The following is a 23,259-nucleotide window of genomic DNA, read 5'->3' on the forward strand; positions in this document are numbered from 1 at the left end:
CCGGCGCCAAGGTCGGCAATTTCGTCGAAGTGAAAAAAGCGGTGCTGGGAGAGGGCGCAAAAGCGAACCACCTTTCCTATATCGGAGATGCGAGCGTGGGCGCGAAGGCCAATATCGGCGCGGGCACGATCACGTGTAATTATGACGGGTTTCTCAAGCACCAGACGGTGATCGGGGCGGGCGCCTTTATTGGCTCCAATTCGTCTCTGGTGGCGCCGGTCAGTATTGGCGAGGGCGCGATGACCGGATCGGGCAGCGTGATCACCGATAGCGTGCCCGATGATGCGCTTGCGGTGTCGCGCGCCAAGCAGATGAACAAAGAGGGCTGGGCGGCGCGTTTCAGACGCGCCATGTCCGCTAAAAAAGACAAGATCAAGAAGGGATAGCCATGACCGAGCTTCTAGACCGCCTCAAGGACAAGGCTCTGCTCAAGACCCAGTCCTTCATCAACGGCGCCTGGGTCGAGGGGAAGCCCTGGATCGAGGTGACCAGCCCGTCAAACCGGTCGGTGCTGGCGCAGATGAGCGATGTGGGCGCCAAGGGTGCGGAAGACGCGATCGACGCCGCCGCTGAAGCCTTCAAGACCTGGAAGACCACTTCGGTGTTTGAGCGGGCGGCGCTGGTGAAGAAATGGCATGACCTGATCCTCGAGCACGCCGACGATCTGGGGCATCTGATCACGGCGGAAATGGGAAAACCCTTCCCTGAAGCGCGCGGCGAAGTGGTGTATGGCGCAGGCTTTGTGGATTGGTCGGCTGAAGAGGCCAAGCGGTCCCATGGCGAAACCATCCAGACCCCGTTCCCGGGCTCGCGTGGCTGGACGATCCATCAGCCGATAGGCGTCGTCGCCTGTATCACGCCGTGGAACTTCCCCTCGGCCATGATCACCCGCAAATGCGCTCCGGCGCTGGCGGCCGGCTGCACCGTGGTGGTGAAACCCGCGCCGGAAACGCCGCTGTCCGCCCTGGCGTTGGCGGAGCTCGCCAAGCGCGCAGGTTTTCCGGACGGCGTTTTCAACGTCATTACCGGCGACGCCCCGGCCATCGGCGATGTCTTCACCCAGTCCGACAAGGTGCGCATGGTGGGCTTCACCGGCTCTACGCCGGTGGGCAAGCTGCTGATGAAGCAGGCTTCGAGCACCGTGAAGCGTGTGGCGCTGGAGCTGGGCGGCAACGCGCCTTTCCTGATCATGGATGATGCGGACATCGAAAAAGCGGCTGACGGCGTCATCGCGTCGAAATTCCGCGCGTCTGGCCAGACCTGCGTGTCGGCGAACCGGATCATCGCTCACGCCCCTATCGCGGATAAATTGATCGCGGCGCTGAAAGAGCGCATTTCGGCCATCAAGGTGGGCGACGGGCTAACCGAAGGCGTCACTGTCGGCCCGCTGATCCATGACGAGGCGGTGGCCCGCGTGGACAAGCTGGTCGAGAACGCGCGCGAGCGTGGCGCCGTCATCCATACAGGCGGCAAATCGCTGGCGGATGAGCTGGGCGGGTCCTTCTATGCGCCGACCCTGATCGAGGGCGGCACGGATTTCGAGCTGGAGCTGGCGTGTTTTGAAATCTTCGGCCCGGTCTGCGCAGTGTATCGCGTGGAGACCGAGGACGAGATGATCGAGCTGGCCAACTCGACGCCCTACGGCCTTGCGGCTTATCTCTACACCCGCGATGTGGGCCGGGTGCACCGTATCTCCGAAGCGCTTGATTTCGGCATGATCGGCGTCAACGCGCCTATGGTGGGCTCGCCCGCCACACCGTTCGGCGGCGTCAAGGAATCCGGCATCGGCCGTGAGGGCGGCAAATGGGGCGTTGAAGAATTCACCGAGCTGAAATTCGTGCTGCTGTCAGGAGTGGATCAATGAGCGCGGTCGAAGACAAAACCCGGGCTGCCGAAGCGGCGCTTGAATTCATTGAAGACGGCATGACGCTGGGCCTGGGTTCGGGCTCGACCGCAGACATCTTCGTGCGGCTGCTGGGCGCGGCGCTGGAAAGCGGCTCGCTCAACAATGTCAAAGGCGTTCCCACGTCCGAGAACACGGCGCGGGTCGCTCGCGAGGCCGGAGTGCCGCTGATTGAGGTGGACCAGGCCGACAGGATCGACATCACGGTGGACGGCGCAGACGAGGTGGACGGCCGCTTCCGGCTGATCAAAGGCGGCGGCGGTTGCCTGCTGCGTGAAAAGATCATCGCCCATGCTTCTGACCTGATGGTGGTCGTGGTGGACGAGACAAAGCTGGTGGAGACGCTGGGCGCGTTCGCCCTGCCGGTGGAGGTGGATCCGTTCGGCTTCACCATCACCGCCAAGAAAGTCTATGACGCGCTGACGGCGGCGGGCGTGGTGCGCCCGGACGTGAAGCTGCGCTGCCGGGGCGATGGCAATGACCCGTTCGTCACCGATGGCGGCCATTACATTCTCGATTGCGCCTGCAAGGCGCTGGCGGATCCCGAACAGGTCGCGGCGCGCCTGAACGCCATCCCCGGCGTGGTCGAGCACGGCCTGTTCATCAATCTCGCCCGCGCCGTCATCGTCGGCGAGGAAGAGGGCGCCCGGGTGCTGGAGCTTTAGGGGTCAGCCTTCCCAGCGGCTCATGCGCGGGGCTTTGCGGGGGCGTTCGGCGGCGTCGATCCGGGGTGTTCCCACATAGATGAAGCCCGCCACGCGTTCGCCCGGCAGCAGGCCGAGCGCGGCTTTCATGGGTTTGTCGTACGCGTACCATTCGGTCAGCCATTGCGCGCCAAAGCCCATGGCGCCCGCCGCGATCAGCAGGTTTTGACACACAGCGCCTGCAGACAGAATCTGTTCCCATTCGGGAATTTTGTGAGTTTCGTCCGTGTCTGACACCACGGCGATGACCAGCGGGGCGCGTTCGAAGCGCGTGCGTTCCAGCTCCAGTCGTTCGGCTGGCGCATCGGGCTCGATTTCGCGAAAGCGCGCCTCGAGCTTTTGACCGAACACGGTTCGCGATTCGCCTTCAAACACGATGAAACGCCAGGGGAAGAGCTTGCCGTGATCAGGCGTGCGCGCGCCGATTCGGATCAGGGTTTCGATCTGATCGGCGCTGGGGCCGGGTTCGCCCATATCCTTGGCCAGGGTCGAGCGTCGTCGCGCCAGGCGGGTCAGCATCTCCGCATTCGGAGCGGGAGCGGTCAGACTGTCGCCGGGATTGGGGAAGTCGGGTGAGGGAAAAGACGCCATGATCTGCCTTCGGATCGTAAGTGAATTTTGACCGTATACGTGAAACGCCGCTATACGTTGTAGCCTAGCACGTCCGGATCAAGTCGGCGCCTGCCCGATGCAGGCTTGGACCGGTCGGGCGAACGATGAAAGTTGGGGATTTGACAATCAACGCCGTTACCGAAGACGCGCTCAGCCCGGCGGAACGCCGCCGCCGCAAAGTGCGCGATGCGATCATCCATGCCGCCGAAACGATCTTTACCGAAGAGGGAGAGGCGGGGCTGTCCATGCGCCGCATCGCAGAGCGCATCGATTACTCGCCGGCGGCGCTCTACAAGTATTTCGATTCCAAGGAAGCCCTGTTCCGCGAGATCCGTGAAAGCTTTTTCGAGCGTCTGCATGACCGGATGAAAGCGGTGAGCGAAGCGGTCGATGACGGCCCGATGCTGGGGACCGCCTGTATTCGCGCCTATGTCGAGACAGGGCTGGAACAGCCCGGTCACTACAAGCTGGCCTTCTCGTCCTTCCCTGATATCGACGACAATCCCGAAGAAACTTACGCCTATGCCGCTGCGGAGTTTCTCGATCAGATGATCAAGCAAGGCATGGAGCAGGGCTGGTTCCGTTCGGTGGATTTGAAGCTCGCTGCGAAATCCGTCTGGGCTTCAGCCCATGGTCTGACCCAGCTGGCGGTGGCGATCCCGCAGTTTCCCTGCTCATTGCCGGTGTTCAGCGATGAAGAGCGTGCGCCTGACGAGCTGACGGATGAGTATGTGCGCGCCGAGCTGGACCGTTTGATCCGGTTCCACGGTGAAGTCATCCTGCGCGGCCTGGGCACGACCCGTCTTGTGGATCGCCTGGACGCTGGGGAGCGCTTCTAGCTGGAAAATTGATAAAGTTCGGATAAGTGAACGCTGTTTGCTTTTCAAACGACGTTTGCCGTCCTATATGCTATCTCGCATAGTACAGGAATATCCGTCATGACGCGCGTGAAATCTGGGTCTGGGAAGGGTTTCGCGCTGACAGTCGCCGCCATTGCGGTGTTCGTCATTGTCGCCGTGATCGCCGTCAGCGCGTTGCGCGGGTCAGGCGCTAATGCTGACGGCGATGCCCGGCAGATTGAAATCATACCCGTCCCCGCCACGCCTGTTCGATACGAAGACCAGACCCGGATCAGGGCGCTTTTTCCCGGCTTGATCACAGCGCGGCGCCAAAGCGCGCTCGGATTTCCTTCAGGCGGGCAGATCGCCGAGATTCTTGTGGATGTCGGGGATCGCGTCGAGAGGGGGCAGCCCCTGGCGCGGCTGGATACGCGCGCCTTGCAAGCGCAGCTGCAGGCGGCCCGCGCGGACATCCGTGTCGCTCAGGCGCAATCTGATTTGGCTGAAGTGACGCTGAACCGCCAGCAAAGCCTGGTTGAGCGCGGGCATGTGTCCGGCCAATCCCTGGACGAAGCGCAAGCCTCTTATGACGCGGCTCTGGCGCGCATCCAGTCGGCCCAGGCGGTTCACGAGACTTTGGATGTCCAGATCGAACTGGCGACTCTGACTGCGCCATTCGCGGGCGTCATTACCGACCGCAGCTTTGATGAAGGCGCTTCGGTTGGCGCAGGCGCCCCTGTCCTGACGCTCGTTGAGAGCGCCGCGCTGGAACTGCGCGTCGGTTTGCCGTCTGCCGATGCGTCCCGACTACGCGTGGGCGAGGCCTATGAAGTTGAACTCAATTCAGGTGAGCGCCTGTCCGCAACCCTGCGCGCCATCACTCAGGTGATCGAGACGCGAGAGCGCACGGTCAGCGCCGTCTTTGACGTTCCTGCCAGCGCTACGGTGTCGAGCGGGAGCGTCGCGCGCCTGCTGCTGGACCATGCGCTTGAAGACCGTGGGTTCTGGGCGTCCGCCGGCGCCTTGACGGAAGGCCGTCGCGGCATGTGGTCCGTCTATGCGCTGACGCCGTCGGGAGAGCACTATATCCTTGAGCCTCGGCCGGTTGAGATCCTTCATTCAGAAGGGGACCGGGTCTATTTGCGCGGCGCGGTTGATGATGGCCAGCGCATCCTGACCACCGGCGTGCACCGGGTGGCGCCCGGACAGCCTGTTCGGCCTGTAAGCGAGGGCTGATCAGATGGCCACCTTGTTCTTCCGGTTGCCGCGGCTGACCTTGCTGGCGATTTTCCTCACTCTCGCAGCTGGTCTCGCCGCGCTGGGCGTGATGGGGCGCCAGGAAGACCCATCCCTCACTGAACGCTTCGGGGTCGTGGTCGCAAGCTTTCCCGGCGCCGACGCCGAGCGCATGGAGGCCCTGATCGTCGAGCCGATAGAAGCGGCGCTGATGGAGCTCGTGGAACTGGATGAAGTGGATTCCACGATCCGCTCAAATATCGCCCTGATCGGCGTGGATGTGCGCGAAGACCTCAGCCCCGCCATGGTGGAGCAAGCCTGGACGAAAGTGCGTGACCAGGTCTCCGCCGTAGAAGCCAGCCTGCCTGACGGCGTCCTGCCCCTTCGGGTGGAGCGCCAGTATATGGGCGCCGCGACGCTGGTGGTGTCGCTGAGCTGGCCCGAGGACTCTGACGCCGGTCTCGGTGTCTTGTCCCGATTGGCGGAAGACTTGGCGGATCGTATCCGCAGCGTGCCGGGCACCGATGAAACCGATATCTTCGGCGCCCCCGAGGAAGAAGTGCGCGTGACGCTGGACCCTGAAGCCGCGGCGGCGCTGGGGGTCACGGCGGCTGACATCGCCGGGGTGCTCGCGCGATCGGATTCCAAGGCGCCGGCAGGCCGTATGGCGGGGCCGGCGCTGGACGTGAATGTGGATGTCGCCGGCGCCTTCGAAACGCTCGACAGGGTGCGGGACGTTCCTGTGGCGCAAGGCGAGCAGGGCTTTTTGCGCCTGTCCGACATCGCCAGCGTGGAGCGCACCCTGCGCACTCCCAACGCCAGTGAAAGCTATTTCAACGGGCGGCGGACCATCCTCGTCGCTGGCTATCTGGAGCCCGAGCTCCAGGTCGACGCCTGGGATGCGCGCGCACAGGCGGTTGTGGCCGAGTTCGCCGCCGCCAATCCCGGCGTCGAGGTCGAAATCCTGATGGCCCAGTCCGAATACGTTGTGGACCGGCTGTCCGGGCTGGCGCGCAATCTCGGCTTTTCGGCGCTGATCGTGTTCGTCGTGTTGTTCTTCATGATGGGCTGGCGCAGCGCCTTCATCGTCGGGTCCGCCCTGCCGCTCACCGTGCTGCTGGTGATGGTGCTGATCAATTTCTACGGCGAGCCCTTGCACCAGATGTCGGTGACGGGGCTGGTCGTTGCGTTGGGGTTGTTGATCTATAACGCCATTGTGGTGGTGGATGATTATCGCCTGCTCCGAGCCCGCGGGCTGGAGCGACTGGACGCCGTGGACAAGGCGGTCAAGACTCTGTTCGGACCGCTGCTGGCGTCGACGCTGACGACGATTTTCGCGTTCGGCCCCATCGCCCTGATGCCGGGGACGGCGGGCGAGTTCATCTCCATGATCGGCATTTCGGTTATTTTCGCCGTGGCCGCGAGCTTCGTTCTGGCCTTCACGGTCATTCTGGCCATGGCCGCCTGGTTCGATGATGGCCGCGCCGGAGAGGAGAACGCTCCGTTCTGGCGCGATGGCCTGCGCGCCCGCCCGTTGTCCAAAGCCTATCGAGGCGTTCTGGACGCGGTGATCGCGCAGCCCTGGCTCGGCGTGGCTCTGGGGCTCGTCTTTCCCATCGCCGGGTTCGCCGCCGCCAGCACTTTGCCGGGGCAGTTCTTTCCGCCGACCGAGCGTGACATGTTCCAGGTGCGGCTGGTGCTGCCGCCCGCCAGTTCGATCGACCTCACCCGAGACCGGGTGATGGAAGCGACCGATCTCATCCTGTCTTATGACGGGGTGGAAGATGTGGTCTGGGTGCTCGGTGAAGCCAGCCCGCGCGTTTACTACAACATGTTCGGATCCGAGGAGGGGCGGCCGAACTTCGCCCAGGGCTTTGTGCGGGCGACTGACGCCCAGACCTCGCGCCGCGTGGTGCAGGCGCTTCAGGCTCAGGTCCGCGAGCAGTTTCCCAATGACCAATTCCTCGCCTTGCCGTTTGAGCAGGGACCGCCCGCGCCGGCGCCCATCGTCATCGGCGTCATTGGCCCGGATCTGGCGGTGCTCGATCAGCTGGGCGATGACATACGGCGCATTCTGGGCTCGACGCCGGGCGTGACCTACACCCAGGCGGAGCTGGCGCTGGGCGAGCCCATCGTGCGCCTGAATGTCGATGAAGCGGCCGCCAGTCTGTTCGGCGTTCGGCTGGGCGATCTGGCGGACCGGGTCCGGGCCGATATTGACGGCGTGGTTGGGGGATCGGTGCTGGAGGGCGTTGAAGAATTGCCCGTTCGGGTCGTCGCCCCGCAAGACCGGCGCGCCTCCGCGTCTTTCATCTCCGCTGTTCCTGTGCCGACCGCAGACGGGTCCGGCCGTGCGACACCTGTGGGCGCGCTCGGCGAGGTGTCTCTTGAGCCTGAGACGTCTGTGATCACGCGCACGGATGGAGAGCGTGTGAATGAGATTTACGGGTATCTGTCCCCCTATGTCCTCCCTGCGTCCACGCTCGCGGACTTCCAGGAGCGTTATGAGGCGCATGGCCGGCCTTTGCCGCCGGGCTACAGACTTGTTCTGGGCGGCGAAGCGGAAAACCAGGGCGAGGCGATGGCCAATCTGATGTCCACCGCCATTCCCTTGCTGATCCTGATGGTCGCTGCAGTGGTGCTGGCGTTCAACTCCTTCCGCTATGCGGGCGTGATCTTCTGCGTCGGTTTCCTGTCTGTAGGGCTCGCCATGTTCGGCGTGTGGATGTTCGGCACGCCGCTGGGCTTTAACGCCATTGTCGGGTCTTTGGGGTTGGTGGGGCTGGCGATCAACGGCTCCATCGTGGTGCTCTCGGCGCTGAAGGCCAACGCCAAGGCGCGTCAGGGCGACCCGGACGCCGTTCGCGAGACCGTGGTCGACGCCACCCGGCATATCATCGCCACGACGCTGACCACGATCGGCGGGTTCGCGCCCTTGCTGATCCAGGGCGACGCCTTCTGGCTGCCGTTTGCGGCGGCCGTCGCGGGCGGCGTCGCGGGGTCTGCGCTGCTGGCCCTGATCTTCGCGCCGGCGGCGTTTGTGCTGCTGTCGAGATTTGAAGCCCGGCCAGACCTCACCGCCGTCAATACGCTGGAGCCTGTGTCATGACGGAGCGCAAGCGCGGCCCCTGGACGATCCTCAAAGAACGTCTGGGCTATGAGAATCCCTGGATGCGGGTGCGAGAGTTTGACGTGCTGCGTCCTGACGGAGCGCCGGGGCTTTATGGCGTTGTGGAGCCGAGCAACGCCGCCATCGGCGTGCTGCCCGTGTTTGAGAATGGCGATACCGTGTTGGTGGGGCAGTATCGTTTCGCGCTGGACGCCTATTCGTGGGAATTGCCCGAGGGCGGGGGCGCAGTGGGCGCCGATCCGCTCGGCGCCGCAAAACGGGAGCTGGCGGAAGAGACAGGCCTGAGCGCGTCTCACTGGTGCGAGCTGATTGAGTTTGATGTGTCAAATTCGATCACCAATGAGCGCGCCCATAGCTTTATCGCCTGGGGGCTTGAAGCGGGAGCGCCGGACCGTGAGGGCAGCGAGGCGGACATGCAGATGCGGCGTCTGCCCTTGCGCGAGGCGCTGTCCATGGCCACTTCTGGCGCTATTCGGGACGGGTTTACTCTGATCATGCTGATGACTGCGTTTGAAAAGGCCCGTCTTGGCGCACTTGACCCCGCCCTTTCCCGGTCCATCCTGTCTGGGCTTTAGAAAGCCTGAGACGCCCTGACTCGCGACCCTCACAGGAGCCGCCCATGACCATCGCGCAAACCCAGACTTTCGCGGAGACGCCCCTGGCGGGCTCTGTCTGGAACCGGCTGCGCCTGGAAGCCGCCTCTGCTGCGGCGGAAGAGCCGATGCTGGCGAGTTTCCTGAACGCGGCGATCCTGCGCCATGACGGGCTGACCGAAGCGTTGGCGCACCGGGTTGCGGCCAAGATGAGCGACTCCCAGCTCGACGCCCTGCAGGTCCATGATGTGGCCAAGGCGGCGCTGGAAGCCGAGCATGATCTGGTCGAGCAGGCCGCCGCCGACATGCTGGCGGTGGATGAGCGCGATCCGGCTTGCCGGTCGCTGCTGCAGCCTTTCTTGTACTTCAAGGGGTTCCATTCGCTGCTCTGCTACCGCATCGCGCACCGTCTCTGGCGGGAAGGGCGGGATACGCTGGCGTTTCATATGCAAAGCCGGATGTCGGAACGCTTTGGCGTCGACGTGCATCCCGCCGCACAGCTCGGCCGGGGCATCATGATCGATCACGCCACCTCCGTGGTGATCGGCGAGACGGCGGTGGTGGGCGATAACGTCTCGATCCTGCACGAAGTGACCCTGGGCGGTACGGGCGCGGATAGCGGCGACCGTCACCCCAAGATCGGCAATGGCGTCCTGATCGGCGCCGGCGCCAAGGTGCTCGGCAATATCGCCGTCGGCGCGGAAGCGCGGATTGCAGCCGGCTCGGTCGTCTTATCGGACGTGCCGTCGCGCTGCACCGTGGCGGGCGTCCCCGCCAAGCCCGTGGGCGGGCGATGCGCAGAGCCGTCGCGCACCATGGACCAGACCTTCCCCGCCAACGGCGACGACAGCTAGTCCTGCGCCCTTTGTGTTGCCCTGAGCGGGGAGAACGCTAGGGTGCGCCAGACTCATCGATCAATGAACAAGAGGTAGTGCCGTGTCCGCGCCCGTTTTTACCGCTGCTGAAGCGAAAAAAGTCGAAACCTTTCTGCGCAGCAAGCTGAACCCGAAACTGGCGGTCCGCCTGCGCCAGCGCGCGGACGAATGCGCGGAAATCTACATCGAATCCGAATTGCTCGGCGTCGTGTCCAAGAATGTCGAAGAGGGCGAAACCTCTTACTCCTTCGAGATCGTCATCCTCGACATCGACCTTGAAGGTATCTGATCAGTCGCTCTGACTGGCGATATCACCTCCCGTGATCCTGAGCGTCGACCAGCTTGAAAAAACCTATCGCGGCGGCGTGAAAGCCGTCCGCGATGTCAGCTTCGACGTGGATGCGGGAGAGCTGGTGGCCCTGGTCGGCGAGTCCGGCTGCGGCAAGACCACAACGCTTAAATGCATCAACCGCCTGCTGGAGCCGAGCGCCGGTCGGGTCTTCGTTGAAGACGAAGAGGCGGCCGGGCTTGATCCTGTGGCGCTGCGGCGCCGGATCGGCTGGGTGATGCAAGGCGACGGCCTGTTTCCCCATATGAGCGTGGGCGACAATGTCGCCGTCACGCTCAAACTGCTCGACTGGGCGCCTGAACACATCTCACACAGAGTGGATGATGTGCTGGAGCTGGTTCGGCTAGACCCGGCGCAGTTTCGCGATCGGCGTCCCGGAACGCTCTCAGGCGGTCAACGCCAGCGAGTCGGCGTCGCGCGCGCGCTGGCGGCGGGCTCAAACCTCGTCTTGATGGACGAACCCTTTGGCGCTCTGGACCCCATTACGCGCGACGCCTTGCGCCGTGACTTCATCGCCTTGCAGCAGCGGATGGGGTTCGCAGCGGTCATGGTGACCCATGACATGGCCGAAGCGCTGTTGATGGCGGACAGGATCGCGGTCATGCATGACGGTGAGATCGTCCAGTCCGGCAGGCCCCGGACGCTGCTGAACGCGCCTGGCCACGCCATTGTCAGGACCATGCTGGAAAGCCCGCTTCATGAAGCGGACGCCGTACAGGCCCTGAAGGCCGAGGCGGAGCGCGACGATGTTTGACGCTCTGCCCAGCCTGATTGAAAACCTGCCTGCCTATCTGGGCGGTCATATGCGCCTGTCCGTCGCCGCGATCCTGACGGCGCTTATCGTGTCCTTGCCGGTGGGAATCGTCGCGGCGCGCAAGCCCGTCATCGGCCGTCCGGCGCTGGGCGTGGCGAGCGTGCTTCAAACCATTCCCGCGCTCGCCTTGCTGGCGCTGATGGTGCCGTTGCTGGGCGGGATGATCGGGTTTTTGCCTGCTTTCATCGCGCTGACGCTGTATGGCGTGCTGCCGATTTTGCGAAACACCATTGTCGGGCTTCAGGGCGTGGACGTCACGGTCCGCGAAGCGGCGCGGGGCGTCGGGATGTCGACGGCGCAAAGCCTGATGCAGGTCGAGCTGCCGCTTGCGGCGCCGGCCATTATTGCGGGAATCCGCACCGCGACGGTCTGGGTTGTGGGCGCGGCGACCCTGGCGACGCCGGTAGGGGCGACCAGCCTGGGCAATTACATCTTCTCCGGCCTGCAGACTCGCACCTGGGCGGCGGTTATCTTTGGCTGTCTGTGCTCGGCCGGACTGGCCTTGCTGCTGGACCAGCTGATCGCGGCCATCGAACGTGCGCTGAAATCGGGTGAGCGTCGCGGCGCGATCGGGGCGGCGCTCGCCACGGTTCTCGTTCCGGCTTTGGTCCTCGGCGCCGCCAGCGTCATCAACAGCACTCCCAATGACGGAGCGGGCGCAGAGATGGCGCGCGCTGAAAGCGGGCTCAGCGACCAGCCCGTCGTGGTGGGCGCGAAAAGCTTCACCGAGCAATACATCCTCGCCGAAGTCATCGAATCCCGGCTCCGCGCGGCGGGCGCCCAGACGGAACGCCGTGACAATCTGGGATCCACGGTGGTGTTTGACGCGCTGCGCTCGGGCGAGATCGACGTCTATGTGGACTATACCGGCACGCTCTGGGCCAACGCCATGGGCGAGGATGCGCCCATAGGCCGGCATCTGATGAACGCAGCAGTGACGAGCTGGCTGTATGACAATGCGGGAATCGTCTCGCTGGGGCGGCTGGGATTTGAGAACGCCTATGGATTCGCCGTCACCCGCACGTTTGCGGACGCGAATGAACTTGAAACGATTTCAGATTTGGCCCGCTTGTCATCGCTGTCGATCGGGGCCGACCCTGAGTTTTTCGTACGCCCTGAATGGGAGCGCACGCGTAGCCTTTACGGTCTGGAGGGCGTCGAGCAACGCAGCATGGATTCCACCTTCATGTATGACGCGGTTCAGAACGGGGCGGTTGACGTGATCACCGCCTATACGTCTGACGGACGTGTGCTGGCGTATGACCTGGTCGTGCTTGAGGACCCGCTTGGCGCGCTGCCGCCTTATGACGCTGTGATCCTGCTGTCAGCCGAAGCGGCGCAGCGTCCCGCGATCGCCCGCGCACTGGCGCCGCTCCTGGGCGCAATCGATGCGGATTTGATGCGGCAGGCCAACGCCGTTGTGGAAGTCGAGCGTCGACCTGTGAGCGAGGCCGCTCAGCTGATCCTGGACGCTGTTGAGCCCTGAACGCGAAACGGCCCCGCGCCGGAGCGCGAGGCCGTTCATTTGTTCCCGGGTTTGGCCTTACAGAACGGTCAGCATGCTGGCGACCAGCGGGTGACGGACGATGTCTTCCTGCTGGAGCCGGATGATCCCGATATGATCAACCTCTTCGAGCTTGTCGGCGATGGTTGCAAGCCCTGACATCTCGGGCAACAGGTCGGTTTGCGCCGGGTCGCCGGTGACCACCATGGTGGAATTCCACCCAAGGCGCGTCAGCAGCATTTTGAGCTGCGCGTAGGTGCAGTTCTGCGCCTCATCGACCACCACGAAGGCGTTGTTGAGGGTGCGGCCGCGCATATAGCCGATCGGGGCGATCTCGATCAGGCCTTCCGCCATCAGCGCTTTCAGGCGTTTGGGGCTCAGCCGGTCCGCCAGCGCGTCATAGAGCGGACGCAGATAGGGGGCGAGTTTCTCTTCCATGGCGCCGGGCAGGAAGCCGATCGATTCGCCTGCCTCCACGGCAGGACGCGACAGGACGATGCGGCCCACTTCGCCGTTTTCCAGCGCTTCCACGCCCTTGGCGACGGCGAGATAGGTCTTGCCCGTCCCCGCCGGGCCCAGAGCCATCACCAGATTGTGGGAATCAATGGATTCCATGAGCTCGGCCTGATTCTTAGAGCGCGGCTTGACGTTCTTGGTATAGCTCTGGTCGCGCATCGGCTCCTTGTCGTCCGGGGACCAGCTGGTTCCAGGAAAGAGCGAGCGAACTTTCTCTTCCTCGTAGGAGTCAGCATTGAATTGTCCGGCTTGGCGGCGTTTGGTGGCTCGTCTGCCCATGTCAGGCCCTCCAGAAGACAAGAAAAAACCCCTCACGCGGCAGCGGAGGGGTCATCAAAGCGGTGGAGATGGAGGCTGAGGACACAGACGATTCCGACGCGCACGGCGGCGGGGTCATCTGAGCTTGCGGTGGCGCGTACGCCATGGCGACCTCCTTCACACATCCGGCGCCTTGCGGCGCGTGCGAAGCGAATCGAAACCTTGATCTCGAATCGCATGCACAGTCTGATGTTGGACGCCTAACGAAGTATGAGTCCATAGGTCTCATGGCCGACATAAATATGTTTTCAGACCGCAATATATTGCGGCGCAACACCTGGGGAGGCCCCAAATGACCCTGTACAGCCTGGACGATGTGAGCCCGGAGATCAGTGATGACGGCGCCTGGGTCGCCCCCGATGCGGCGTTGATCGGCCGTGTAAAACTCTTGCCCCGTGCGTCAGTCTGGTTCGGCGCCGTGCTGCGCGGCGACAATGAGCTGATCACCATCGGCGAAGAGTCCAATGTGCAGGACGGTTCGGTCATGCACACCGATATGGGCTTTCCCCTGACTTTGGGAAAAGGCGTCACCGTAGGCCACAAGGCCATGCTGCATGGCTGTACCGTGGGCGATTACTCGCTGATCGGCATCGGCGCGACGATTCTCAACGGCGCCAAGATTGGCAAGAACTGCATCATTGGCGCACACGCCCTGATCACCGAAGGCAAGGAGATCCCGGACGGATCGGTCGTGATGGGCGCGCCGGGCAAGGTGGTGAAAGAGATTGGTGAGGGGGTGGCCGAGATGCTCAAGGCCAGCGCCGATCATTACGCCGATAACGCCGCGCGCTACGCCAAGGGGCTGAAACCGGTCGGATAGACTGAATCACAACGGCGCCGCAGGAGCTCCTGCGGCGCCGTCATTGTAGGGATGGGCTTGAACCTAGCGGCGCCAGGTCAGGGACAGGCCGACAATATCGGCGACATTGTCGTACTCGCCGATCACGCGGTCACCGGTGGAACCCACATGATTGATCGGCGCGTCATCAAACATCAGGTGCTGATAGCCGGCGTCGAGCTGCAGGGCTTCCGTCAACTGATACGAAGCGCCGAGCGCGACGATGGTTCGATCTGAATCGGGCACGCGCGTCGTGCGGTGTTCGTCTTCGGTCGGGCTTTCGTCATAGGCCAGGCCCGCGCGCAAGGTCAGACGCGTATTATAGCGATACTCGCCGCCAATGGCGTAGCGCGCCACGCCGTCATAGCCCAGGGTCTCGCCTGCTGCCGGTTGGGCGGGGTTGTCAAATTCGACCACCAGGCGCTCGAAATCCCAGAAGGTGTAGGCCACGGACGCGTTCAGCGAGAGCTGGTCATTGACCTGGTGCGCCACGCTGACCGCCAGCTCCGCCGGCAGGTTGAGTTCAGCCGAGCCAGGCGTGTCGGTAAAGGCGGGCTGGAAGAGGGCGGCGTTCGCCGGCGCGCCGAAATCGGCCTCGCCTTCCAGAGTGTGATCCACTTTGGAGCGGTAAGAGACGCCGATGCGCGTGGTCTCGGTCAGGTCATAGAGCGCGCCCACATTCCAGCCGAACGCCCAGTCATCGCCGGTGACCCGCAAATAGCCTTCGGGACGTCCCGGCAAAAAGCCAGTCGCGGTGCATTGCGCCGCGCTGAGCTGGCTCAGGCAGACGGCGGAGAAATCGATGTGGTTGGCGAGCGTGGCTTCCGAGTATTGCGCGGATACGCCAAATCCCAGCGACAAACGGTCTGTGACCTGAACGCCGAGGGAGGGGTTGATCTCGGCGACTTTCAGCGCGCTTTTCACGCTTTGAAAGCGGGTGACGGAATCCTGATTGTATTCTGTCGCCAGACCGAAGGGTGCGGTGACGCCCAGACCCAGCACGACCCGATCATTGAGGCGGCGGGAGAGATAGAAATTGGGGATGACGGCGTCGTTGAACAGATCGTTTTCTTCGGTGCCGCCCAGAGGGCGCCCCAGCACATCCACGGATCCCGCGTTGGTGAAGTCGCCCTGGCCGATAATGGCGTGCGCGCCGACCTGAACCTGCAAGCCGTCCAGACGCGCCAGGCCTGCGGGGTTGGACCAGATCGTTGAGGGATCGTCAGCCAGCGCCGCATAGCCGGCGTCCGCCATGCCGAGATCCCGGACCGAATACTCCGACAGCTTGAAGCCGCCTGCGAGAGCCGGGGTGGCGGTGGTCAGAGCCAGGCCCGCGGCCAGCCCCAGATGGGCGAGGAGGGGGGGAGTGCGGAGCATGAACAATCCTTTGGATGGCTTTTCTGTGCAGGCTCTTCAGAGCCTTTGGGGCACAGATGTGCATCCGCAGCATTCATGGCAACGCATAAAAACAGACCTGTGACAGCGATGTGATGTCACCGGCGATACTGTGCAGCAATCGCAGCAGTCCTTGGATCAGTCGCGGCGACCCCACAGGTCGCGGATGCGTTGATCCGCCGTGCGGCCCAGATTGAACCAGGCGCTGCGGTCGCGCGAGGCGTCCACCACAAGCAGTTTGTCATCACGCGCCAGCAAATGGCTCAGCTCATTTCGCAAATGTGCCGCGCTTGCAGCGCCGCGCAGCAACCAGACACCGGGCGTAATGGCTTCCACATCCCCGAAATCCTTGAGCGCGGCTTCAAACCCGCCGCGGCTGTCAGAGTTGAGGTCGGCGACGATGACGAAATTGGAGGTCCGGGCGTCGCTGGGCGCGGGGCGGCGTTCGCCCGGCGCGCGCCGGGCTTCATCCAGCCAGGCTTTGAGCTGCGGCACGTCGCGGGCATCGCGAAATTCACCATCGCGTTGTTCTGATACGGTGGAATGCGCAGCTACGCGGCCTTCGCCGACGAAGGCGCGCATCTGCGCTCCGGTGTAAGGCCCGTACACACGGCCTTCCACTTTCACAAACCAGGACATGGCGATTCCGTCGTCGCGCGGCATCAATAATTCTCCCGGCCAAAGGGCCCTATTGCCTGAGGCGTCACCCTCTCAGAGGCAAGAAACGGGCCGTTCCCCTCGGTATATGGTGTCTCAAGATGACGCTGTCATGCGTGATCTGTGAAAAACCACCCGGAGCCCTCAACTCCGGTCGGCAGAAGGATCGAACGCTACTGCGAAGCCATTGTCCAGCCATCGTGCGACATGACCCTGCATATCGCCCACACGAACGGCCTCTCCCAGACGGGGGCGTTCGAGGCAGGCGAAGGCGGCGCCGCTGATGGAGACGTCAATGACGTCCGCCTGGATCACCACCCCGTCACGCAACCGGATTTTCGCGCGTCCGCGGCCTGGTTTGCGGGGTGCGGTGCGGTCTTCATCCAGACCCAGGCGTTGCATATTGAAACGCCAGGTGATGGCGTCTGCCAACCGGTCACGTTTGCGCTGGGAGCCTTGCAGCCGGACGATGAAACCTGAGCGACCTGCACGCAGAACCTCGCCCTCAAGCCGTCCCAGGCCGTCAAACAACAAGACGACGCGTTCGCCCTTCGCCGGCGGGGTTTTGCTGGAGATGCGGGCGCCGCCGGGGGATATGTCCACAAGCGTGCAGGTGAATTCGCCCGCGCTGGGCGACAGGCCTCGTCCATTCACAGACAGGCGCACACGACGATGACGGCGGCGCTCTTCAGCGCCGCGCGCGGCAATCTTGATTTTCCGGCGGTCCAGCCGGGCGCTCAAATCAACCGGTCGCGTCATCTCACCCTCGACTCACACGTCAGACTAGGGCGCGCAGACTTAATATTTCGCTAGTTTAGCTGTCGTTCGCCACACGCAGGCCCACCGCTTCAAAGCTGGGCGCGGTGAAGGCGGAGAAATGCGGATCCGGGCATTGCGCTGGATGCAAAGCCTGCAGCCGGTGTCTGACGATAGGGCGGCTATTGGCCGGTCTCGGCGTCAGAGGTTGGTACAGACCCAGCACCCGGTCCAACCAGCCTTCCGGCCCCTTTAGCGGTAATAACGCGATTTCCACCTGCGTCTGCTCGCTGTCCAGGCTCACAGCTTCAGTCACCAGGCTGGCTGGAGCGGGCGTAGACAGCGCGCCTTCCAGGAGCGCCGAGACATGCGCCCGGTCATGGCCCTGCCAAAGCGAGAGAAAGTTCTGATCGCGGAATTCGCGCTGGTGCATGCGGCACAGCCCGGTCCCTGCAAGCCGGAACACATGGTGGCCCTGATCCATTCGGCGCAACAGGAACAGGTTCGCCAGTAACGAACCCAGATCCTCAGGGGCGATATCAGCGCGTTGCGGCGCGGACTCGCCACGCCGTCGAGCGTCCCAATAGGCCAGCAAAGTTTTTGTGTTGGGGTGCTTCACGCGCCGTCCCTCTTCCTTCGTCATGTCTGGCGTCCCTCTTCCGAACCTTGAAAAGGCGCGGCGCCGAACTTGACGGCACAGATTGCAAGGGGCTTGCCAAACCTCTGTCTCAGGCGGTTTTTCCGTGTTGAGAAATGCGGCGCCCGTGTTCGGCCTCTGTCTTGCAAGTGGATCGGGGAATGAGAACGGAGACCGCCATGCGCGTTTCAACACGATACGCTTCTGCACTGGCCGCCCTGGCGGCGGGCTTTCTGGCGTCCGCGGCGATGACCGCGCCGGCGCAGGCTGTGACCCTGACCGGCTCTGGCGCCGGGGACCCGTGTTGCGCCCCGCCGCCTCCGCCGCCTCCGTGTTGCACCCATCCGGGCGGGCCTGTGATCGGCACGCCCAGCATCAATATCGGCGCGCCTAGCGTTCATGTGGGCGGTACGACCGTCAATGTGGGCGGCGTCACGGTGAACAACTCCGTCAACGTCAATGTCAGCGCGACAGCCAGCGCTGGAGCGACCGCCACGGCGTCATCAGGTTCGGGCGCCACGATCTATTATGGCGGCGGCGGATATTTCGGCCGCGGCACGGCCCCGGCCGCGAGCATGGTTTCAGGCCTGCGCCTGGCCGGTGAAAGCGAATACGAGAGCTATGAAGAAGAGCGCTCGCGCTGGGTCGAGGAATGGCGGCTGGTCCGCGCCTATTGCATGGACGATAGCGGCAATCCGCATCCTGCTTCGCGTCCGGACCCTGATGAGCGCGTGACGCCTGACTTTGACGGCGAGATCTTCCGCTGCGTCGCGGGCACCGCGCTTCAGGCGACTTTGGGATGGCGCGAAGATGGCGAGGACCGTTTCGACGGCGTCTCCATCCAGTGTCAGAAAGGCGAAGCGCTGCGCTATGGCCGCGGCGGCGAGCTGTTCTGCGCGCCGCAGGAACATCGCCGCAACTGTAATGAGCGCTCGCTTCTGCGCCTGCACGGCCCGGGCGTGAAGCTGATCTGGTATCGCTATGAAGAACATTATACCGAGACTGTCGAACGCCGCAGCGAACGGTATGAGCGCAGCTCGATGACCCTGATGCTCGATGGCGGCGTGGGCGGATACCACTAAGTCTCCGGTCTTTGTGACTGACAAACCCCGAAGGTTCCGCCTTCGGGGTTTTTTGTGCGTCGAAGCCGGGCGCCCTGACACTGAACAAGAAAAAGCCGCCTCAGAGATGAGGCGGCCAGTCAGTTGGGTGGGTATTCTGTGTGGCTTAGTTGCCGCGAGTCTGCGTCGCGAAGGTCGCGGCGTTGCCCACGGCGGTCGCCGAGCTTGTGACCGTGCGCACCTTGCCGTTGTGCACCGTGACGGCGCTGGCGGTGACGGCGCCGGAATTGATCTGGTTGATCTCGCCCGTCACGCCCACCGGGCAGCTGGCGCAGACATAGGCCGATTGCGCGTTGCCGATGGCGGTGGCGTTCAGAACAGAGCCCAGGCCTGCGCCCGAGCCGCCATCATAACCGCCCAGCATGGACACGTTGGCGATCACATCGCCGGAATTGGTTTGCTGAACGCCGGAATAGGTGTTCGCGCCGATGGTGGAGGTCAGGACCGAATTGCCCACGGCGTTCGCCGAGCCCGTGGCGTAGCCATTGGCGAATTCGCCCGCCAGAATGACGGTTTCAGAGCGCACATCGCCGGAATTGGACTGGACGCCGCCCACCTGGCTGTCGCCATAATCGTTCTGGAAGGTGGCGGTGTTGCCCGCAGCTTGCGACGCCGCCGTGACGCCATAGTCGGCATTGCCGATCTCGGCATAAGCGGTTGAGGTCGTTGACCCCGATTGGGACTGATCCAGCGTCAGCACCGAATCCTCGTCCTCGGCGGTGGAGAGCAGGCTGTTGCCTGCTGCGACTGCGCCGACGACGCTGGTTTCGATCTCGGCGCCTGCGGCTTCCACGCGCGCGTCAGCGCTTGAGTCCGCCGCGCTCGCCTGGCGAATCGACAAGGTCTGACCGCCTTCCGCGCTCGTCTGGATCGCATTGACGGCGCTCGAAGCGGTTTGCACGGTGTGAGCGGCATAGTCAGATATGCGCAGGCGTGACAGCGCGCTGACCTGTCCGGCTTGGGCGGTCTGCTCAAGATCCATCGCCAGGGCGCCATCCTCGACACCCGCCGTCAGGGCGTTGCCCTGAGCGGTGGCGGTGCTGATGACGCTGGCCCACACCCCGTTCGCGCTCAGAAGCGAGCTGGCGCTGACCGAGCCGTCGAAATTTTGCACGCCCGAGATTTCGCTGTCGCCAGAGAGCGCGCCCGTGCCGGAATTGCCCTGCGCGACAGCCGTGGAGATCATGTCCCGCACGCCGTCCGCACTCTGATTGTCTTCACTTGAGACAGGGCCCGTCTGGTCCTGGTCGAGCTCGACCTTATTGATAGGTTCCGCGAAGCTGGCTGCGGATATCAGAGTCGCGGCGCTGGTGCCCGCGATTAACACTCGTGCGAGCCTGGACATAAGGAGCCTCCGTGGGGGCGTAAGCGGTGTTCAACTGAACGCCGCCGGTAATGTTGGACGGGCCGATCGGGTCGTTGAAGGAGCAGACCTGCTCTGGCGCGACCTGGTAAAGCTGGGAGGAAATCTCCAGTACGGCGCGCTCGACGACCGAGCGTACGGCCAGCTGGATCGGCTCCAGCGACCGGCCGCCGGCGGACGCGTCCAACACGACATCGCCAAAGAAGGCGAAGACGCCGGCGGACAATTCGCGGCCGATGATCTGCTTCTGGTAGGAGACGACGTCCACCACTTCCAACGTGCGCGAATCGATGAGGCGCAGGTCGAGACCCACATTCATCACATACATGCGGCGCGAGAAGACGCCTGACGGGCTGGAATCAACGCTGTCGCCCGCCAGAATATCCTGCCCGTTCGAGCGGATATTGGCGTTCAGCTCGGTGATCCCGCCCACAAGATAATAGTCAGAGCCGGGAATCGAGCCGGCGTAGATCTGGCGATAGCCGTCCTGCTCGGCGGCGTCGCCGATCAGTTGGTTGTTGGCGTAGCGCAGCTCGAGCTCGGCGACCGACGTGTCAAAACGCTCCACAAGCCGTGCGCCCGCTTTCGCAAAGGCGCTGATCGCCATCAGGGACGCGCCCTGGGTGACGCGGGTGCCGCCTTCAGGGTTCATCTGGCCGGTATAGTCCGCGATCCGCCCCACGGCGACGCGCGGCGCGGCCTGGCCATGCTGGCGCGCATAGCCGGACAGGCACACAAGCGCATCGGAATACGGCGTCGGGTTCGGGGTCACCGGCGCGCTGCCGGTCGGCGTGGCGTACAGCCCGTCAGACCCCGGCGTCGAGGTGGCGCAGGCTGTCAGCGTCAGAGCGGACACGGCAGCGGCGAGGAGGCGCTTAACGATCATTGGCGGACGCTCCTTGGGTGGACTGAGAATTTGCGGTCGCGGCTACGGCGCCCGCATTGGCGGTAATGTCGCCGGTATTGGTCTGGCGGTTGTTCACCACCACCGTGTTGTAATTGCCGTACACCACCACATTGAGCTGGTTGCCGACGGCGCTGGCGCCAGCGGAGGCGAACAGGCCTGACTGGTTTTGCGTATTCAGTCCGACGCCGGCCGAGCTCTGGGCGAGGGCGCTGGCCTGGGCCGAGACGCCGACGCCGGTCTGGATGACGCCGTTCAGCACGACCCGGTTGCCGCCGCGGCGGGCGCCGACATAGGCTTGGTTTTCCGCGCCATAGGCCTGACCATAGGGCCGCGTCCATTCGGACGGATTGGGAGCGGTGGACTGCGCCAGGGCGGCGGAGGCTGCAAAAATCGCGGCGCCGGAAGCGCAGAGCCAGACTTTAAGCTGACGGGTCATGCCTTAAGTGTCCTCTTTGAAGACGGTTTGCGTTTCAGGCTGCAATGGCCGTGCCAGACTGATCGCCTGCCAGGGAAATTCGCCATGAGCGCCATGCCGCCGCCGCACTCCGAAGACGACCCGTCCGGTATTGCCCCACCGCCCCGGCCGGAACCGCAATCGCGCGAACCTTTGTTCAATTCGTTTCCCGGCGTCGTTCTGGTGCTGGGCGCGGTGATGCTGGGCGTTCAGATCGCTGATTCGATGGCGGCGGGGCAGGGCGGGCTCGCCCATGGCCTCATCTATTGGGCGGGAACCTTGCGCACCGGCGCGACCGCAGAGGCCTTTCCCCCGGCGCCCGGTTTCGGCCTCAGCCCTTATGTACTGCACGTCTTTGTGCATTTCGGCTGGGCGCATCTCCTGATCAATCTGGGCGCGCTCGCAGCGTTCGGCGCAGTGTCACGGGCGCCGTTCGGTCCTGGATTGCGCGGCGATATGGGCTTTCTGGCTTTCTTTTTCGCCTGCGCGGTTGGCGGCGCTGTGCTGCATCAGCTGACGCATATGAACGCGCCTTCCATGATGGCGGGCTCTTCAACCGCGATCTCTGGGTTGCTGGCGGCGGCCGGCTGGATGAGGGGCGGGCGCGCCGGCATGCTCCGGCTCGCCGTGCCCTGGTTCTTGATCAACCTGGCGATCGCCCTCGCAGGCCTGGTATTCCCCGTGCCGCTCGCCTGGGCCGGGCATGTGGGCGGGCTTCTGGTCGGGATGGCCGCCTATCCGGTGTTCGTGCGTTATTTGCGTGTCCGGCCCGACGTCTGAAAGAGGCGTCGCTCAAGCAGAGCGTTTGAAGGGCGAGCCGTCTTACGATTATACTCTCATGACAAGAAGTCAGGGAGGTCGCCATGACCGCTGCGCGTATTCTGGACGACAAGGGGGCGACGGTCTTCACCGTCCGCCCGACGCAGAGCTTGCAAGAGGCCGCTGCCGCGCTCACCCAATACAAGGTGGGCGCCGTGATCGTGACGGGAGCGGACCAGGAGCCGGTCGGCGTGTTTTCCGAACGCGATCTCGCCCGGGCCGTCGCCCAGTCAGGCGCATCTGCGCTCATTGAACCTGTCAGCTCCGTGATGAGCACAGGTCTGATTACGGCCGGCCCGTCAGATACGGTTGATACGCTTTTGTCCCTGATGACGGAGAAGCGGGTGCGCCATATCATCATCATGCAAGGCTCTGACATGCAGGGCGTGGTCTCGATCGGTGATGTGGTCAAACGCAAGATCGCCCAGACCGAAGCGGAGGCGGAAAGCCTGAAGGCCTATATAGAAGGGGCCTGATCAGGCGCGCCGTCTTGTGGGTTTTGGCCGTGGCGCATCATCAGGCGGTCTGGGCGGCTCTTGATCTGAAGGCGGAGTGTCGCCGCGTCTGCACAAAGATGCACAAAAACCGCTCACAAGGGTTGCGCCCGTCGAGGGGCGGGGATACACCCCACGACCTCGGCGGCGGGCACACGACCTCGCAGCCGGCCAGTGAAAATCTTCTGAAGATTGATCTTGCCGGCCGCAGCGAACTGGCCCATACTGCTGAGCCTCTCCGAAAGGAAGGAGTTCAAAAACCGGCGAAGCCGCTTCGCTGGAACCGATGCTTTCGTGTCGTTTTCAGCTGGCCTAACCGACTGCAGAACTTCTGAGATTTGGAGTTGACCAAGCTGCGGGTTCCTTATAGAAACCGCGCTCCTTGGTTGGCCCTCGGGTTTAGCGTTTCGGCGCTGCACATGAGG

The 23,259-nt window shown here is 63.7% G+C and carries 24 protein-coding genes; 15 read left to right on the plus strand and 9 right to left on the minus strand.

Features of this window, described 5'->3' with window-relative positions; genetic code table 11:
* The 3 genes from B3M53_RS02995 to rpiA form a co-directional block, all read left to right on the plus strand.
* A partial coding sequence (locus tag B3M53_RS02995; protein WP_286799619.1) for a DapH/DapD/GlmU-related protein occupies positions 1 to 386 on the plus strand: 386 nt, incomplete at its 5' end.
* A gap of 2 nt (positions 387 to 388) precedes the next feature.
* Positions 389 to 1,864: an NAD-dependent succinate-semialdehyde dehydrogenase gene (locus B3M53_RS03000; protein WP_273019631.1), complete on the plus strand. Its 1,476-nt coding sequence runs from the start codon at positions 389 to 391 to the stop codon at positions 1,862 to 1,864.
* Positions 1,861 to 2,568, plus strand: a complete 708-nt coding sequence (gene rpiA, locus B3M53_RS03005; protein ID WP_022701871.1) for a ribose-5-phosphate isomerase RpiA — start codon at positions 1,861 to 1,863, stop codon at positions 2,566 to 2,568. The genes B3M53_RS03000 and rpiA overlap by 4 nt, the downstream gene beginning before the upstream one ends.
* A 3-nt stretch (positions 2,569 to 2,571) precedes the next feature.
* Here the strand turns inward: rpiA and B3M53_RS03010 are convergent, their stop codons facing one another.
* Positions 2,572 to 3,198 carry a nitroreductase family protein gene (locus B3M53_RS03010; protein WP_022701872.1) on the minus strand — a complete coding sequence of 209 codons (627 nt, stop codon included), beginning with the start codon at positions 3,196 to 3,198 and terminating at the stop codon, positions 2,572 to 2,574.
* 140 nt (positions 3,199 to 3,338) lie between these two features.
* Here B3M53_RS03010 and B3M53_RS03015 point away from each other — a divergent pair, with 140 nt between their 5' ends.
* From B3M53_RS03015 to B3M53_RS03050, 8 genes are all read left to right on the plus strand, one after another.
* Positions 3,339 to 4,058, plus strand: coding sequence for a TetR/AcrR family transcriptional regulator (locus B3M53_RS03015; RefSeq protein ID WP_022701873.1), 720 nt, complete (start codon positions 3,339 to 3,341; stop codon positions 4,056 to 4,058).
* 99 nt (positions 4,059 to 4,157) lie between these two features.
* Positions 4,158 to 5,294, plus strand: a complete 1,137-nt coding sequence (locus B3M53_RS03020; RefSeq protein WP_273019635.1) for an efflux RND transporter periplasmic adaptor subunit — start codon at positions 4,158 to 4,160, stop codon at positions 5,292 to 5,294.
* 4 nt (positions 5,295 to 5,298) lie between these two features.
* Positions 5,299 to 8,403 carry an efflux RND transporter permease subunit gene (locus B3M53_RS03025; RefSeq protein ID WP_273019637.1) on the plus strand — a complete coding sequence of 1,035 codons (3,105 nt, stop codon included), beginning with the start codon at positions 5,299 to 5,301 and terminating at the stop codon, positions 8,401 to 8,403.
* Complete coding sequence (locus tag B3M53_RS03030; RefSeq protein WP_273146137.1) at positions 8,400 to 8,999, plus strand: NUDIX domain-containing protein; 600 nt, start codon at positions 8,400 to 8,402, stop codon at positions 8,997 to 8,999. The genes B3M53_RS03025 and B3M53_RS03030 overlap by 4 nt, the downstream gene beginning before the upstream one ends.
* Positions 9,000 to 9,043: 44 nt before the next feature.
* Positions 9,044 to 9,871 (plus strand): serine O-acetyltransferase, encoded by an 828-nt coding sequence (gene cysE / locus B3M53_RS03035; protein WP_273019641.1) that lies wholly within the window; start codon positions 9,044 to 9,046, stop codon positions 9,869 to 9,871.
* 82 nt (positions 9,872 to 9,953) lie between these two features.
* Entirely contained in the window at positions 9,954 to 10,181 is a 228-nt protein-coding gene (locus B3M53_RS03040) for a DUF3126 family protein (RefSeq protein WP_022701878.1), read from the plus strand.
* Positions 10,182 to 10,212: 31 nt separating this feature from the next.
* Complete coding sequence (locus B3M53_RS03045) at positions 10,213 to 10,995, plus strand: ATP-binding cassette domain-containing protein (protein WP_273019644.1); 783 nt, start codon at positions 10,213 to 10,215, stop codon at positions 10,993 to 10,995.
* Entirely contained in the window at positions 10,988 to 12,541 is a 1,554-nt protein-coding gene (locus B3M53_RS03050; protein WP_273019646.1) for an ABC transporter permease/substrate-binding protein, read from the plus strand. The genes B3M53_RS03045 and B3M53_RS03050 overlap by 8 nt, the downstream gene beginning before the upstream one ends.
* A gap of 57 nt (positions 12,542 to 12,598) precedes the next feature.
* Here B3M53_RS03050 and B3M53_RS03055 read toward each other — a convergent pair whose 3' ends face one another.
* Positions 12,599 to 13,354 (minus strand): PhoH family protein, encoded by a 756-nt coding sequence (locus B3M53_RS03055; protein WP_022701881.1) that lies wholly within the window; start codon positions 13,352 to 13,354, stop codon positions 12,599 to 12,601.
* Between the two features lie 331 nt (positions 13,355 to 13,685).
* Here B3M53_RS03055 and B3M53_RS03060 point away from each other — a divergent pair, with 331 nt between their 5' ends.
* On the plus strand, positions 13,686 to 14,213 hold the full coding sequence (locus B3M53_RS03060) for a gamma carbonic anhydrase family protein (protein ID WP_022701882.1): 528 nt from the start codon (positions 13,686 to 13,688) through the stop codon (positions 14,211 to 14,213).
* A gap of 63 nt (positions 14,214 to 14,276) precedes the next feature.
* On the opposite strand, the gene B3M53_RS03065 is transcribed toward B3M53_RS03060, so the two are convergent.
* The 4 genes from B3M53_RS03065 to B3M53_RS03080 all read right to left on the minus strand — a co-directional run bounded on the left by B3M53_RS03065 (position 14,277) and on the right by B3M53_RS03080 (position 17,682).
* The gene (locus tag B3M53_RS03065) at positions 14,277 to 15,608 is read right to left on the minus strand and encodes an OmpP1/FadL family transporter (protein ID WP_273019648.1); all 1,332 of its coding nucleotides are present in this window, start codon (positions 15,606 to 15,608) and stop codon (positions 14,277 to 14,279) included.
* Positions 15,609 to 15,764: 156 nt separating this feature from the next.
* Positions 15,765 to 16,289, minus strand: a complete 525-nt coding sequence (locus B3M53_RS03070; RefSeq protein ID WP_022701884.1) for a DUF4339 domain-containing protein — start codon at positions 16,287 to 16,289, stop codon at positions 15,765 to 15,767.
* A 138-nt stretch (positions 16,290 to 16,427) separates the two neighbouring features.
* Positions 16,428 to 17,042, minus strand: a complete 615-nt coding sequence (locus B3M53_RS03075; protein ID WP_022701885.1) for a PilZ domain-containing protein — start codon at positions 17,040 to 17,042, stop codon at positions 16,428 to 16,430.
* Between the two features lie 55 nt (positions 17,043 to 17,097).
* A complete protein-coding gene (locus tag B3M53_RS03080) occupies positions 17,098 to 17,682 on the minus strand; it encodes a PAS domain-containing protein (protein WP_022701886.1) in 585 nt (194 codons plus the stop codon).
* Positions 17,683 to 17,855: 173 nt separating this feature from the next.
* On the opposite strand from B3M53_RS03080, the gene B3M53_RS03085 reads away from it, so the two are divergent.
* Positions 17,856 to 18,758, plus strand: coding sequence for a hypothetical protein (locus tag B3M53_RS03085; protein ID WP_273019650.1), 903 nt, complete (start codon positions 17,856 to 17,858; stop codon positions 18,756 to 18,758).
* Between the two features lie 145 nt (positions 18,759 to 18,903).
* Here B3M53_RS03085 and hfaD read toward each other — a convergent pair whose 3' ends face one another.
* The 3 genes from hfaD to hfaA are packed head-to-tail and all read right to left on the minus strand — an operon-like array spanning position 18,904 to position 21,503.
* Entirely contained in the window at positions 18,904 to 20,142 is a 1,239-nt protein-coding gene (gene hfaD, locus B3M53_RS03090; protein WP_273019652.1) for a holdfast anchor protein HfaD, read from the minus strand.
* A complete protein-coding gene (hfaB, locus tag B3M53_RS03095) occupies positions 20,057 to 21,046 on the minus strand; it encodes a holdfast anchoring protein HfaB (RefSeq protein WP_022701889.1) in 990 nt (329 codons plus the stop codon). Before hfaB ends, hfaD begins: the two co-directional genes overlap by 86 nt.
* Positions 21,036 to 21,503: a holdfast anchoring protein HfaA gene (hfaA, locus tag B3M53_RS03100; protein ID WP_273019654.1), complete on the minus strand. Its 468-nt coding sequence runs from the start codon at positions 21,501 to 21,503 to the stop codon at positions 21,036 to 21,038. Before hfaA ends, hfaB begins: the two co-directional genes overlap by 11 nt.
* 84 nt (positions 21,504 to 21,587) lie before the next feature.
* Between hfaA and B3M53_RS03105 the strand changes: the two genes are divergently transcribed.
* Together B3M53_RS03105 and B3M53_RS03110 are read left to right on the plus strand one after the other, a co-directional pair.
* Positions 21,588 to 22,301: a rhomboid family intramembrane serine protease gene (locus B3M53_RS03105; RefSeq protein ID WP_273019656.1), complete on the plus strand. Its 714-nt coding sequence runs from the start codon at positions 21,588 to 21,590 to the stop codon at positions 22,299 to 22,301.
* 83 nt (positions 22,302 to 22,384) lie between these two features.
* On the plus strand, positions 22,385 to 22,816 hold the full coding sequence (locus B3M53_RS03110) for a CBS domain-containing protein (RefSeq protein WP_022701892.1): 432 nt from the start codon (positions 22,385 to 22,387) through the stop codon (positions 22,814 to 22,816).
* Positions 22,817 to 23,259 lie beyond the last annotated feature (443 nt).

The sequence above is a fragment of the Oceanicaulis sp. UBA2681 genome (assembly GCF_002354675.1).
GTDB classification, from domain to species: Bacteria; Pseudomonadota; Alphaproteobacteria; order Caulobacterales; family Maricaulaceae; genus Oceanicaulis; species Oceanicaulis alexandrii.